The organism is Aliidiomarina sedimenti (assembly GCF_003986955.1).
Classification (GTDB): domain Bacteria; phylum Pseudomonadota; class Gammaproteobacteria; order Enterobacterales; family Alteromonadaceae; genus Aliidiomarina; species Aliidiomarina sedimenti.
Map to the genome: position 1 here is coordinate 274,357 of NZ_PIPN01000004.1, position 14,584 is coordinate 288,940.

The following is a 14,584-nucleotide window of genomic DNA, read 5'->3' on the forward strand; positions in this document are numbered from 1 at the left end:
GTTGAATTGAAAAAGACCTGCTGATACTCAGCAGGTCTTTTTTATTGCAGCTGGTGATTACAGCTGATTAAGGGGGAGTTTCAGATAGATCTTGCCGCTGTCATCTGCCGGGGGCATGTGACCTGCGCGAATATTGACCTGAATTGATGGCAGGATCAGTCGCGGCATGTCGAGCGTGGCGTCGCGGGTATCCCGCATCTCGACAAACTCCTGTTCACTGACGCCGTCGTGGACGTGAATATTACGGCTGCGCTGTTCAGCAACCGTGGTCAGGTACTCGTGTGAACGGCCCTCAGTGGGGTAATCGTGGCAAATATACATCTGAGTTTCGGGTGCCAGCGCCAACAGCTTCTTGATCGAACGGAACAGGGTCTTCGAGCTGCCTCCCGGGAAGTCGCAACGGGCGGTGCCGACGTCAGGCAGGAATAGAGTGTCGCCGACAAACAGTGCCTGCTCGTTCACCAGGTAGGCGAGATCGGCCGGAGTATGACCCGGGGTATGGATAACCCGGAACTGCAGTTCACCAACCCTGAATGTCTCCTCGTCTGCAAAAAGGTGGTCGAAGTCAGCACCATTCGGCAAGAACTCTTTTTCCAGATTAAAGACCTCTTTGAATATTTTCTGCACGCCCTTAATGTGCTCGCCTATCCCAACTTTGGCGCCCAATTGCTCACGCAAAAACGGAGCCGCAGACAAATGGTCTGCGTGAGCATGCGTTTCCAGTATCCATTCGATTTCGAGGCCTTCTTCATGCACGAAATTAACGATGTTCTGTGCACTGTCTGTTTTCGTCCGTCCTGACTTGTAGTCAAAGTCGAGCACCGAGTCGACCACGACGCCTTTACCTTGTGGTTTGTCATAAACCACGTAGCTAAAGGTTTCACTATCATTATCAAGAAATGCTTTCACCATAGGTGCGGAAAGTTTGTTCTGGCTCATGACTGCCTCCTCATGAATCGCCTAATCTGGTCAGGTAACCTTAGTTTGGTTATATATATATTCGATTTGGTTATTTATCAAGTATGCAGGCTAAAGTATAACCGATTGCTATATTCGAATTAATTAATGTTGAGGTAAATCATGGTTTGTGCAAAAAATTATCCGACGCAGTTAGCGCGGCGGTGAGTGCGAGACCTGTATCCGCCCCGGTACCGAAAGTTTAACTTCAAGGTGGTAATCACCGTTGCCCTTGCTATACCTAGAACGACATACTTTTTGTAAGGCGAGTGCGACATTTTATCCAACGAAATCCGCTCACAGTAGGCGTATAGTGTTGGACAACACCGTAGCCAGCTCTTAAGGAGATGCTGATGGAATTAGATCCACTCTTACTATCGCGAATACAGTTCGCGTTTGTTGTTTCATTTCATGCCATATTCCCGGTCTTTACGATCGGGCTGGCATCCTATATCGCCTGCCTCGAAGGTCTCTACTACAAAACAGGTAATAAAGACTGGGAGCGTCTGTCTAAGTTCTGGATTCAGGTCTTTGCGGTTGTGTTCGGCATGGGCGTCGTCTCTGGCATCGTGATGGCGTTTCAGTTCGGCACCAACTGGAGTAATTTCGCCTATACGGCAGCTAACTTCCTCGGCCCGGTACTGAGCTACGAAGTGGTTACGGCATTCTTCCTCGAAGCCGCGTTTCTGGGCGTGTTACTGTTTGGCCGCGATAAAGTGCCGCAAGGCATTCATTTCTTTGCTGCCTGCATGGTCGCATTAGGAACCTTTATTTCCTCGTTCTGGATCCTCTCGGCAAATAGCTGGATGCATACCCCGGCGGGCGTCGAAGTACGGGACGGTCTGTACTACGTGGCGAGCTGGTCAGAAGCGATCTTTAACGCGTCGTTGTGGCCGCGGTTTTTCCATATGGCATTGGCGTCCTTTTTAACCGGTGGCTTTGTGGTGGCCGGGGTAAGTGCCTGGTACCTGTTACGCAAACGAGACGTTGAACTGCATGGCAAAGCATTGTCGATGACACTGTGGTTGCTTCTGTTCATAGCCCCGGCACAGGTTGTGGTGGGCGACCTCCATGGTCTTAATACATTTGAAAACCAGCCAACTAAAGTAGCGGCGATGGAAGGGAATTGGGAAACCTCGAGTGGGGTTCCGTTGTTGCTGTTTGCGATACCGGATCAGGAAAACCAGACCAATCATTTTGAAATTGCGGTGCCTAAACTGGCGAGCTTTATTCTGACGCATGACTGGGACGGAGAAGTTCCCGGCCTCAACGAGGTGCCAGTCGATGAGCAGCCGCCGGTGGCCATCGTATTCTGGGCATTCCGGATTATGATTGCCATCGGCATAGCCATGGTTGCTGTCGCGGTGACGGGGTTGTTCATGCGTCGCGGGCAGCGTTATCTGACTGCCCCCTGGTTCCTCAATACCTTGCGTTTGATGGCGGTGACCCCCTTTATCGCCGTACTCGCAGGCTGGTTTGTGACCGAGCTTGGTCGTGCGCCATGGCTGATTTATGAGCAGTTCAGCCATGCCGATGGGTTAACGCCGTCACTCACTGGCGGAATGGCGCTCTTTACCTTGATTGGGTATATCCTTGTCTATGCAATGATCTTCAGTGCAGGTTTGTATTACCTGATGCGTGTTTTGCGTACGGGTGCAGAGCAGCACGATTATGGCTATGACAAATCCGGCAAGCGCCCTAAACGGCCATTGTCGGTGGCGGATGCTGACTGGGAAGAAGACGATGAAACGCGCAGTAAGTGGAATACTACCGCGCAGGATCTTGCTGACGAACAAGGAGCACGCTAATGGTTGAGCCAGTATTTGATTTAGTCTATATCTGGGCTGGAATTATCGCCTTCGGTGTCATCATGTATGTATTGATGGACGGCTTTGACTTAGGTCTTGGCATGTTATTTCCATTTGCCCCGGATGAAGATGCGCGTGACGTAATGATGAACTCAATTGCGCCGGTATGGGATGGCAATGAAACCTGGCTGATTCTCGGCGGGACGGGGTTATTAGCCGCATTTCCGCTGGTCTATGCGGTCTTTTTACCGGCCCTGTATATTGGTGTTTTCCTGCTTCTGGCCGGGCTTATTTTCCGTGGGGTCGCCTTTGAGTTTCGTTTCAAGGCGAAAAGCTCGCGTTACCTGTGGAACTGGTCATTTACCATTGGTTCAACGGTGGCGGCATTCGCTCAGGGCGCTGTGGTCGGGGCCTATATTGAAGGGTTCGAAACACAGAACATGCAGTATGTGGGCGGTGCATTTGACTGGCTGACTCCTTTTACTGTGTTAACCGGGTTGGGGCTGGTAGCGGGTTATGCGTTGCTGGGTGCGACTTGGTTAATCATGAAGTCGGAGGGGTATATTCAGGCCTGGGCTTATAAAATCACTCCATGGCTGCTGCTGGCGGTGCTCGTGGTCTTTGCCTTAATCAGTGTATGGACGCCGATCATCGACCCATTCGTGGCAGACCGCTGGTTCGGTGGGGTAAGTTTGATCTGGATTTTACCAATACTGGCCTTGCTCTGTGCCTATCGGATCTTCAGTAGCGTTCGGCAAAAGCGCAATGGTACGCCGTTCTTAGCCACCATGGGGATGTTTATCTTTACCTACCTCGGGTTACTGGCGAGTAAATTCCCCTACGTGGTACCGCCCAGCTACACCCTTTGGGATGCGTCATCAGCGCATGAGTCACAACTCTTTCTATTAATTGGGCTGCTCTTCGTGATCCCGTTCGTTCTCGCCTATACCGCCTGGACCTACTGGGTTTTCCGCGGCAAGGTCAAAGCTGGGGAGGGGTACCATTAAGTGTCTTCCTCGTCGTATCTGAGTACTATGCAACACCAACTGACGGGCTCGCTTTGGCGAGCCCGTTTGTATAGTGCATTGCATGGGTTGGTTGTGATTGCCAGTATGCTGGCGCTGACCTGGTGGATTCATCGCAGCGTTGAGGAATCGACGGTGCATCTGGCGTCGATGGCGCTGGCGTTGGCTTTCTTCGCTCTGCGCGCTGTGAGCGGAGCGGCTGCGCAATACGCTTGCCAGAAGCTCGGAGAGCAGGCCGAACAACTGGCACGGGACACTCTGCAGTGGAGCTGGCAACAAGCAGAGGACGGTTCCACGGCGGCACAGACAGAGCGCGCCAACCTGATGGTTGAACCTGTCGAGCGTTTATATGCTTACTTTGCCCGTTTCCAGCCACAACTTTGGGTGGCGTGCACGACGCCGCTGGCGATTCTGCTGGTAGTTGTCTGGCTGGACTGGATTGCCGCGCTGTTCTTGCTCTTTTCAGCGCCGTTGATTCCTGTTTTTATGGCCCTGGTTGGAATGGGGGCTGAACGCCTTAATCAGCAGCATCTTGCCACTACCCAGCGTTTGGCCGGTCTGTTTGTGGACCGGGTACGGGGCTTGACCAACCTGCAGCTTTTTTCAGCCACCGGTAAGGCGGTCAATGATATTGCCCGTGCGGGCGATGACATGCGTCAGGCCAATATGGAGACCTTGCGCATTGCGTTTTTGTCCTCGGCGGTGCTTGAGTTCTTTTCCGCGGTGGCGATCGCCGCGGTGGCTATTTATGTTGGCTTTGCCTTGCTCGGTTATTATTCAATAGGCCCCGCCGCTTCGCTGACCTTTTTTGCCGGGTTGAGTGTGCTGGTATTGGCACCTGAATTCTTTCAGCCGTTGCGCACCCTGTCGGCACATTACCATGACCGTGCCGCGGCGCTGGCGGCGGCCGACCTTCTCGACCGCGAACAGCGTCGGGCTAAGAAGTTTGCCGACTATAGCGTCCCTCAGTATGGCTCGGACCTGCGTATTGAACACCTGAGCTTTACCTACCCGGGTAGTCGATTGCCCGCGATTGACGATTTTTCGCTTCACGCGCTACCGGGACAACTGGTGTTACTGAACGGACCTTCGGGAAGCGGTAAAAGCACCGTGCTGAAACTGTTAACCGGGCAGCTTGCCTTGCCCGCTACTGAAGCGCATCAGCGGGTCGAACTACCCTCTATGGATCATATCGCTTACATGGCCCAGCAACCCTACTTTGTGTTTGGTTCGCTGGCTGACAATCTGCGATTGGTTAAGGCGGACGCCAGCGATAAGCAACTCGATCAGGCGCTGGCATTTGCTGAGTTGACGCTGCCATTAGACACCTCTGTGTATGAACGGGGGCAGGGTCTGTCCGGCGGCGAACAACGCCGGCTGGCATTAGCCCGGATGCATCTTCAGCCGTCACCGCTGATGCTTTTTGATGAACCAACCGCTGCTCTGGATGGGTCGACAGCACGATCAATCATCGAGGCCATTGTCGGTTTAAAAAAGCGCGGTCACATTGTGGTAGTGGCCAGCCATGAGCCGGAGTTTGAGGCCGTGGCTGAGCATATCTTTGCAGACCTGAGCGGAGGTGACCATGTGGCAGCGCACTGACTGGCAGCGGCTGAAACCATGGCTTGGGGTATGGCACCAGCAGCGCGGCCGGCTATTTATCGGAATTATGCTAATGCTGGTGACAGCATGGGCGGGCATTGCGCTGCTCGGTTTGTCAGCCTGGTTTATCAGTGCCGCCGGGCTGTTTGTGGTGGCCTTTGATATATTTCTGCCAGGGGCCGGTATTCGCGCGCTGGCACTTATACGCACGGTAGCACGGTATTTCGAACGGGTGCGCAACCACGACCTGGTTCTGAACTGGCAAAATCGGTGGCGGGTGCGATTGTTCAAGGGACTGATGACGCTGTCAGTGACCAGTACTGAACGTTTTCGCGCCGCTCGTTTGTTGCAGCGATTAACTCAGGACTTGAGTGCGCTGGATGATTTATATCTGCGTATCCTTGGCCCCTTGCTTGTCGCCAGCATCAGTGCGGTTGTACTCGGTGCGGCATTCTGGTTGCTGCATCCCGCGCTGGCTGCGGTGATCTGGATATGCAGCCTGGTTTTGCTCCTGCTGCTGACCACTGTGTTTGCTCAACGCCTGCGGCGCCTGGCTGCGAAAGAGTTAGGTGATAGTGAGTATTTACGTCAACAGGCGGTTGATTTTGTTCAGTGTAAAGCGGAGTTACACGCCTGGGGCGTACTGGCCCCGGCGGTCAGGGAAGTGGCACAGGCACGTTTACAGCTGGGGCAAACCCAACATCAGCTGCGTCGCCGGTTAAGCTGGTTGCAGCTGGCGCTGGAGGGCTTTGGTCATGGTCTGCTGATAGTCATGCTTGGGCTGGCCATGTGGTTGTCATTTGAGGGGGCCTTCAGCACACCATTAGCCTTATTTGCTGCCTTTGCGGTGCTAGCGAGCATCGATGTGTGGCAACCGCTGGCCCAGGCGATGTTGTTATGGGGCCGGGTGCAGGGCGCGAGTGAGCGTTTACAGGGGTACCTGAGGCGAGCGCTGGAACTGCCGTCGGTTCAGCCGTCAACGGATGAGAGCAAACCGCAGCAGGCACCTTCTATCAAGGTATCTCAGGCCATCATTGAAAACAGACCATTAACCGCAAAAAGCCTTAGTATGACGGTTGCACAGCAGCAGCTGATTTTGCTCAAAGGCCATTCCGGCTGCGGCAAAACCAGCCTGCTGCAGGCCATTGCGGGGTTGCTACCACTGCAGCAGGGCGAGATTGAATTTCACCACCAGGGTCAACCTATTGCACGACCTTCATTTACTCTGCTTACCCAATACACTCATATTTACAGCGCCACCGTTGCCTCCAATCTGCGGATGGCGCGAAGCGGGGTAACCGATGAAATGCTTTGGCAGGCTTTAGAAATTGTCGAGCTCGCCGATGACATAGAAGGATTGCCGGAACAGCTCGACACCTGGTTAGGTGATGGCGGGGTGCAGCTCTCCGGTGGCCAGTCAAGACGTCTCGCACTGGCACGCTGTTTGTTGCATCCAGCGCCACTGATGCTGCTGGACGAGCCTTTTAGCGGTGTTGGCGTGGCCCAAAGTGAGCGGATTTGGCGCTCAATTCAGCCCTTGTTGAAAGGCAAAACGGTGATTTGTGTAACCCATCAGGTGTTGCCTGTGGTTGAGCCTGAAGGCAGTGATAACACGGCGGATCCGATAGTGCAGCAGGATTTTGAATTGTGCTATGATCGCTAGCCTTAAATGTCCCTTGCAGCGGTGCCCGAATGCTGGCCATGATCGACAATTACGATTCGTTTACCCACAATCTGGTGCGCTATTTTCGTGAGCTGGGGCAAGAGGTAGAAGTGCTCCGTAATGATCAGGTTAGCCTTCAGCAGTTAAGGGATATGGCACCTGCGGCCTTGTTAATATCGCCGGGACCAGGGACACCGGATGATGCCGGCATAAGCCTGGCCGCGATTGAGCAATTTGCCGGGCGCATACCCATTCTTGGGGTCTGTCTTGGTCACCAGGCGATTGCTCAGGTATTTGGCGCTGACGTGGTCTCCGCTAAACAGGTCATGCATGGTAAGCGTTCCCCGGTCCGTCATTCGGGCAAGGGAATATTTTCCGGGATTGCATCGCCGTATCAGGTGACTCGCTATCATTCGCTGGCAGTTGCGGCGGAGTCGCTGCCGGCGGCGCTGGTGGTGGACGCCTGGATTGATGATGGAGCCGTTGATGGTGGCGAAATCATGGCCGTCCGTCATCGCGATATGCCAGTATATGGTGTGCAGTTTCACCCGGAGTCGGTGGTGACCGAACATGGTCATACCCTGTTGGCTAATTTTTGTCGTTTAGCTGGACTGCCAGTAGACGTTGATATAGACACTTTGGCTGCAGGCCTGTCATAACAGGCTGCAATTTAGAGTAATGATAAGTGGTTAAGGCGCGCACGTCTGGTGATATACTCGACGGTGAGTTAAGTATAGGAGTTGGTATTTAGTGTCTCAATCTGCGCAGTTTCCTGCCTCATCTAAAACTGAGTCACCTGATCGAGTTAATGTTTTAGCGCGACGATTTATTAACTATTTGATTAGTTTAAATTTCGCGCGTGGCCAGTTTAACTCAGAAGAAGGATTGGTTGACGACGATGAAGCAATTAGCCGCGAGCTTCTGGCTGTTGAACAGAAGCGCCGTGCGGAAAAAGCCAAGTTAAGTGCAGTTCAGGATAAAGTGCGCCGGGACGTCGAGCTGCGCATGCAGAAGCGATTGTACAGAGAAACCGCCAAGCGTCTTGAGGACCAGCAGTTTATTCGTGAACGAGTGCTGATGTTGGCGGAAAATACCCCTGCCTTGCTCGATTTAATGTTTGCCCCTTCGGCCTCCTCAAAACGGGTTGAAGAACTGTCTCAGGGTCTCGACTGGCTGCATGTTGGGGTGGTCAAAATCGTCAATATGCCACCATTCCTGGACCCGAATGACCCCAAGCGAACCAAAATAAATAACTATCGCGGTGCCCTGAACTTTATCGGTGCCGAAGATATTAAAGTCATAGCGCCGGCGCTAACCATGCAGAACTGGCTACCACCGGCTGAGCCTCCGTTTACCTTATTGCGCCGGAAACTGTGGCAACATGTTATGGCCACCGCGGTTGTCTGCCAGCGTTTAGCTGAGCTAAATGGCAAGCTTGACCCTGCGATTGCCTTTAACACCGGCATGTTCCATGAAATGGGCAAAGTGACCCTGGCTCGTCTGTATCTGCGCGTGTTTGAAGATGTGCGGCAAAAAATGTTTGAAGAACTGCGCAGTGAGAAAACCTCAACCAGATACAATGCACTGATGCATGTGGAACCTGATCAGCAGTTTTTGCGCGATATGATGCTAAAACAGGAACGTGTGGTCACCAAACTCTTGTTTGAAGGGTTTGAAATGCGCCATTTGCCGTTGGCACAGATCTACGCTGACTACGCGAAAGCGAAAACCTTCGAGGATACCTCCGGCTATTCACGTCTGTTGTGGCAGGCTAATACGTTCAGTGAGTTTCGCATGCTCCACGCTGCTAACCTGGCGTCACTGGATGATGGCAAACGGATGTTTGCGGCCACCCGTTTAAGTGGTAAAACCATCGTTGAGTTGCGTAAGCTCAACCTGAAAAAACTCATTTTGACCCGGAACCGGGAGAGCGAATAAAGGCAGCTCTCAGCTGCTGCCCACTTCGCTATTCCGACAGCCGATTATTTTTGCCTAAGTATCCAGTTTTGCCCGGTGAAATCGGATACTTATGCAACTCTCCTGAAAGACTACTTACCCTCCCTAAACAAGCCCTTGTATAGACAGACAAATGCGCTCTGAAGTGGCATAATAGTCAGCTTAATATGTCTTGTTGATTGAAGATCAGGAGTCCTAGGTATGTCTGAAGCAATCTCTGTTACCCGCGCCTTATTTGATGATGTGATGGTGCCCAATTACAACCCTGCAAACTTTATCCCGGTAAAAGGGGAAGGTTCCCGAGTGTGGGATCAGGAAGGTCGTGAGTACGTTGACTTTGCTGGCGGTATCGCCGTCAACTGCCTGGGCCATTGCCATCCGGCGATGGTGAACGCGCTAACCGAGCAAGGCCAGAAGCTATGGCATCTGAGTAATGTGCTGACCAACGAGCCGGCGATCCGCCTGGCGAAGAAACTGACAGACGCGACCTTTGCTGAACGCGTGTATTTTGCCAACTCTGGCGCTGAGGCCAACGAAGCGGCCCTCAAGCTCGCACGTCGCTGGGCGCTGGAAGTGCATGGTGAAGAGAAGCAGCAAATTATTGCATTCCAGAAAGGCTTCCATGGTCGTACTTTCTTTACGGTAACCGTGGGCGGCCAGGCTGCTTACTCAGATGGCTTTGGCCCTAAACCGGGTGCGGTTGAACATGTCGAGTACAACGACCTGGCGAGCCTGGAAGCCATCATGAGCGATAAAACCTGCGCTGTGATGATGGAGCCGATGCAGGGTGAAGGTGGTGTGATCCCTGGCGATGAAAGCTTTTTAAAAGGCGTGCGTGAGCTGTGTACTAAACACAACGCGCTGTTAATTTTTGATGAAGTACAAACCGGCTTTGGCCGTACTGGCAGCTTGTATGCCTATGAACAGTGCGGTGTTACCCCTGATATTCTGACCTCAGCGAAAGCCCTTGGCGGTGGTTTCCCAATTGGTGCCATGCTAACCACAGCGGAGATTGCTGCTCATCTGAAACCAGGCACTCACGGCAGTACCTACGGCGGTAATCCGCTTGCCTGCGCGGTATCAGAAGCGGTCATGGATGTGGTCAACACACCGGAAGTACTGGATGGTGTTAAACGCCGTGAGCAAATGTTCCGTGAGGCGGTACAGGCGATTAATGAAAAATACGATGTGTTTACCGAAGTGCGTGGTCAGGGCTTGCTGTTAGGCGCGGCGCTGAATGACAAATTCAAAGGTAAGGCACGCGAATTTTTACTGGCCGCTGCTGAACATGGGCTGATGGTTCTGATTGCTGGTGCTGACGTGGTCCGCTTTACACCATCACTGGTTATCCCGGAAACGGATATCGCCGAAGGTATGCAGCGTTTCGAAAAGGCCGTTGCCCAGGTGGTTTCTAGCCATGGCTAAGAAGCAGGCAGGCGAGCGTCGTCACGCTAAACCGGGTCAGCTGATTATTCGCCCGATTCGTGAGTCGGACTATGCTGCGCTGTATGACTGCGCGGTGGAGTCCGGTCACGGGTTTACCTCGTTACCAGTGGACGAAACCCTGCTGCGCAACCGTATTGCGCGGGCGCAGCAGGCGTTTAGTAAACAGGATCTGAGTACCCCAGGTGAAGACGGCTACCTGTTTGTGATGGAAGACAGCAATGACGGCAGCATTGCCGGTGTCGCCGGGATTGAAGCCGCCGTCGGGCTGAGCGAAGCCTTTTATCATTATCACTTAGGCAAAGTGGTTCATCACTCGCCTAAGCATAATGTCTATAACGCCCTGCAAACATTGACGCTATGTAATGATTACACTGGTGCAACTGAGCTATGCACCTTGTTTTTACGCGAACCCTACCGGTTTGGTCGTAACGGGCGGGCGCTTTCTAAATTCCGTCTGCTGTTTCTGGCCCAGTTCAGCAAACGTTTTTCATCCCGGGTTTTCGCTGAAATGCGTGGCGTTTCGGATGAGAACGGTCGTTCGCCATTTTGGGCGTGGCTGGAAAAGCACTTTTTTACCATGGACTTCCCCCGCGCCGATTACCTGACCGGTATTGGTGACAAGACCTTTGTCGCTGAACTGATGCCGCGCTTTCCTATCTACGTCAATATGTTAGATAAATCGGCTCAGGAGGTGATTGGTAAGGTGCACCAGAATACCTTGCCAGCGCTTAAGCTGCTGCAGTCTGAAGGTCTTCAGTTCCGCGATTACATTGATATTTTCGACGCCGGCCCGACCGTGGAAGGTGATCTCAAACAATTGAAAACAGTTCGTAACAGTCGCTTAATGAACGTTGTGGTAGGGCAGCCGGAAGTGGCTGAAAGTTACCTGTTGTGTACCTTGCAGGTAGAAGACTTCCGGGCCTGTCATGCCGATGTCAGCTGCCAGGGCGATGATGTCATTATTGACCGTCGTGTGGCCGAGGCGCTGCAGGTGGAAGACGGCGATTCGTTGCGAATAGCACCTCTGTAAGGAGAGTTAAATGTCAGTTACAAATGCACAATCAGGCCTGTTTATTAATGGCCAATGGGTGGCTGGTCAGGGTGAGCTGTTACGCTCCGTTGACCCGGCCCGCAATGAAGTGATCTGGGAAAACCGTTGTGCGAATCCGGCACAGGTTGATGAAGCCGTGGCCGCAGCACGAGCTGCTTTCCCGGCGTGGGCGAAGCGCACCTTTGAAGAACGTCTGGCTATTGCTAAGCGTTTCGCTGAGTTACTGGAAGAAAACAAAGCCGATCTAGCGATGACCATTGCTCGTGAGACCGGCAAGCCTTATTGGGAAACCCTGACTGAAGTCGGCGCGATGATTGGCAAGGTGAGCATTTCTGAGCGCGCTTACCATGAGCGGACGGGTACGGTAGAAAACCCAATGCCGGGTGCAAAAGCATTTATCCGCCACCGTCCGCACGGAGTCGTCGCGGTCTATGGCCCGTATAATTTCCCTGGCCATTTGCCGAACGGCCATATCGTGCCGGCGCTGATTGCCGGTAATACGATTATTTTCAAACCCAGTGAAATGACGCCAATGGTGGCTGAAAAGACGGTCCAGCTATGGCAGCGTGCCGGACTGCCTGATGGGGTGCTGAACCTGGTTCAAGGCCTGGTTGAGACTGGCAAAGCGCTTTCTCAGAATGCGCAAATCGACGGCTTGTTCTTCACCGGATCGTCGACCACCGGTAAACTGTTGCATGAACAGTTCAGTGGTCAGCCAGGTAAAATTCTGGCTCTTGAGATGGGCGGCAACAATCCGCTTATCGTCAAAGATGTGGCCGACGTTGAGGCCGCGGTGCATGATATTGTTCAGTCAGCGTTTATCACCAGCGGACAGCGTTGCACCTGCGCGCGTCGTCTGTTTATTGAAAACTCCGCCAATGGTGATGCCATCCTCGAGCGCCTGGTGGAAGTGACCAAGGCTATTCGGGTTGGAGATTACGAGGCCGACCCTGCACCCTTCATGGGCGCGATGATTTCGGCAAAAGCGGCCGCTGGTATGGTCAAGGCGCAGCAGGATATCGCTGCGAGCGGGGCTAAGGTGCTGGTTGAAATGACCCAGCTCGATGCGGAGAAAGGGTTTGTCACACCGGGTATTATCGACGTCACCGAGGCTCAGCCACTGGTCGACGAAGAGCATTTTGGTCCGTTGTTAAAAGTCTATCGTTACAATGAGTTAGATAAAGCCATTGCGGAAGCTAACAACACCAGCTTTGGTTTATCGGCGGGCTTGCTTGCGGATGACAAAGGCGTGTACGATGACTTCTTACTTCGGATCCGTGCTGGGATTGTAAACTGGAATAAGCCTATTACTGGCGCCAGCAGTGCGGCTCCATTCGGCGGTATTGGCGACAGTGGTAATCACCGCGCCAGTGCCTACTATGCGGCAGATTACTGTGCATACCCGGTCGCCTCAGTGGAAGCAGAGAAAGTTCAGCTTCCGGAAAAACTGGCCCCGGGTCTGACTTTTTAAGTAAACGCGCATCCTTAATGTTCTAAAACGCCAGGTAGCAATTGGCTACCTGGTGGCAGGAACCGAAGCCTAATTATGATTGTTGAAAGTGATGGTTATATAGAGCTCATTCAATACCTGACTGAGCATCTGGAAATGTTTGAACATCCTTCTGATGGTGCAGAGCGCGCCAGCTTCACCGTGCGTGAACAGCTGGAAGACTCCTTGTCTGACAAGATCATGCGCGTCAGCCAGCAACATGATGTAAGCCAGGAGCTACGCTTTGATATTGTGCGCGAGGCAGATGCCATTTTGTACGATCTGGAGGAAGTGCTGGCGTCGGTATTAAATCAGCAGCCGACCCCGTCGCAGCAAACATTTATCGAGGAGTTTACCGGCCTGGTAAAAAACCTGCTCGATGCCCGCATTAGCGAAGCAGGCGGCTAGCCTGCTCCACCCTTAGTAATCGCCACTCCCTTTCTGACGTCGCTCGATAAGCTCTGCAATAAGCGGCGTTAGAATCAGTTCCATTGCCAGTCCCATCTTGCCACCCGGCACCACCATGGTATTGATTCGCGACATAAAGGCGCCGTCGATCATCTGCAAATAGTAAGGGAAGTCGACGTTACGCATGCCACGAAAGCGAATCACGACAAAACTCTCATCCAGAGACGGAATGTCTTTAGCACTAAACGGGTTCGAGGTATCGACGGTAGGCACGCGCTGAAAATTGATATGAGTACGCGAAAACTGCGGCACTATATGGTGAATGTAGTCATCCATGCTGCGTACAATGCTGGTGGTCACCGCTTCTCTCGAATGGCCACGCTCGGACGTGTCGCGTAACAGCTTCTGAATCCATTCCAGGTTGACGATAGGGACCATGCCTATGAGTAAATCCACGTGCCTGGCGACGTCGTAGTTTTCGCCCTGAACGCCACCATGAAGCCCCTCGTAGAACAACAGATCAGTCTCCGCTGGCAAAGGCTCCCAGGGGGTAAATGTGCCTGGCATTTGGTGATAAGGCACGGCATCGTCAAAACTGTGCAGGTAGCGGCGAAGTTCGCCGGTACCACATTGGGAATAGTCCGCAAAAAGTTTTTCCAGGCGTTCAAAGTCATTTGCTTCTGGGCCAAAGTAACTAATGTGACGGCCCTGCTCCTGCGCTCTGCGGATAGCCAGATCCATTTCTGGTCGTGAAAACCGATGAAAGCTGTCCCCTTCAATAAAGGATGCGTTGATCCCTAGATTTCTGAAAATATGACGAACGGCCTGACCTGTGGTCGAGGTACCAGCACCGGATGAACCGGTGACGGCAATAATGGGATGCTTCGCTGACATAACACACTCAATTTTTAGTTACTAAGATTAGTAATGGGGTGGACGTTCATCCACCGGGTTGGTGTCTTCACTTTGCTGGTCCTTGATTTGACTCAGACGACCTGCCAGCAATTGCAAATGGCGTTTAAACGTAGCTAGCTCGTGGTTTTGTTCTGCAACCAGCTGGTTCAGTTGTTCGATAGTTTCTTCCTGAAAAGCCAGCTGGCTTTCCAAATCCATCATTCGCTTCTCAAGCTCGAGTTCTTTCAAATTAGCACACCTGACTGTAATGACTGATAACGGCGG

General features: G+C 52.7%; 13 protein-coding genes. 10 read left to right on the forward strand and 3 right to left on the reverse strand.

The window, feature by feature from the left end; translation table 11 throughout:
• Positions 1–57: 57 nt before the first annotated feature.
• Positions 58–939, reverse strand: coding sequence for an MBL fold metallo-hydrolase (locus CWE12_RS10355; RefSeq protein ID WP_126789640.1), 882 nt, complete (start codon positions 937–939; stop codon positions 58–60).
• A gap of 371 nt (positions 940–1,310) precedes the next feature.
• On the opposite strand from CWE12_RS10355, the gene CWE12_RS10360 reads away from it, so the two are divergent.
• The 10 genes from CWE12_RS10360 (at position 1,311) to CWE12_RS10405 (ending at position 13,405) form a co-directional block, all read left to right on the forward strand.
• Positions 1,311–2,765 (forward strand): cytochrome ubiquinol oxidase subunit I, encoded by a 1,455-nt coding sequence (locus tag CWE12_RS10360; protein ID WP_126789641.1) that lies wholly within the window; start codon positions 1,311–1,313, stop codon positions 2,763–2,765.
• Positions 2,765–3,772: a cytochrome d ubiquinol oxidase subunit II gene (cydB, locus tag CWE12_RS10365; RefSeq protein WP_126789642.1), complete on the forward strand. Its 1,008-nt coding sequence runs from the start codon at positions 2,765–2,767 to the stop codon at positions 3,770–3,772. Before CWE12_RS10360 ends, cydB begins: the two co-directional genes overlap by 1 nt.
• Positions 3,773–5,392, forward strand: a complete 1,620-nt coding sequence (locus CWE12_RS10370) for an ABC transporter ATP-binding protein/permease (protein ID WP_126789643.1) — start codon at positions 3,773–3,775, stop codon at positions 5,390–5,392.
• Positions 5,376–7,055 (forward strand): thiol reductant ABC exporter subunit CydC, encoded by a 1,680-nt coding sequence (gene cydC, locus CWE12_RS10375; protein ID WP_126789644.1) that lies wholly within the window; start codon positions 5,376–5,378, stop codon positions 7,053–7,055. The genes CWE12_RS10370 and cydC overlap by 17 nt, the downstream gene beginning before the upstream one ends.
• A gap of 29 nt (positions 7,056–7,084) precedes the next feature.
• Complete coding sequence (locus CWE12_RS10380) at positions 7,085–7,714, forward strand: anthranilate synthase component II (RefSeq protein ID WP_126789645.1); 630 nt, start codon at positions 7,085–7,087, stop codon at positions 7,712–7,714.
• A 178-nt stretch (positions 7,715–7,892) separates the two neighbouring features.
• A complete protein-coding gene (locus CWE12_RS10385; RefSeq protein WP_126789646.1) occupies positions 7,893–8,993 on the forward strand; it encodes an HDOD domain-containing protein in 1,101 nt (366 codons plus the stop codon).
• Between the two features lie 231 nt (positions 8,994–9,224).
• The gene (locus tag CWE12_RS10390) at positions 9,225–10,436 is read left to right on the forward strand and encodes an aspartate aminotransferase family protein (protein WP_275540982.1); all 1,212 of its coding nucleotides are present in this window, start codon (positions 9,225–9,227) and stop codon (positions 10,434–10,436) included.
• On the forward strand, positions 10,429–11,487 hold the full coding sequence (gene astA, locus CWE12_RS10395) for an arginine N-succinyltransferase (protein WP_126789648.1): 1,059 nt from the start codon (positions 10,429–10,431) through the stop codon (positions 11,485–11,487). The genes CWE12_RS10390 and astA overlap by 8 nt, the downstream gene beginning before the upstream one ends.
• Positions 11,488–11,497: 10 nt before the next feature.
• Positions 11,498–12,979, forward strand: a complete 1,482-nt coding sequence (gene astD / locus CWE12_RS10400; protein ID WP_126789649.1) for a succinylglutamate-semialdehyde dehydrogenase — start codon at positions 11,498–11,500, stop codon at positions 12,977–12,979.
• A gap of 75 nt (positions 12,980–13,054) precedes the next feature.
• The gene (locus CWE12_RS10405) at positions 13,055–13,405 is read left to right on the forward strand and encodes a DUF3802 family protein (protein WP_126789650.1); all 351 of its coding nucleotides are present in this window, start codon (positions 13,055–13,057) and stop codon (positions 13,403–13,405) included.
• Positions 13,406–13,417: 12 nt separating this feature from the next.
• Here the strand turns inward: CWE12_RS10405 and CWE12_RS10410 are convergent, their stop codons facing one another.
• Positions 13,418–14,299 carry a phosphoribulokinase gene (locus CWE12_RS10410; protein WP_126789651.1) on the reverse strand — a complete coding sequence of 294 codons (882 nt, stop codon included), beginning with the start codon at positions 14,297–14,299 and terminating at the stop codon, positions 13,418–13,420.
• 27 nt (positions 14,300–14,326) lie between these two features.
• On the reverse strand, positions 14,327–14,548 hold the full coding sequence (locus tag CWE12_RS10415; RefSeq protein ID WP_126789652.1) for a SlyX family protein: 222 nt from the start codon (positions 14,546–14,548) through the stop codon (positions 14,327–14,329).
• Positions 14,549–14,584 lie beyond the last annotated feature (36 nt).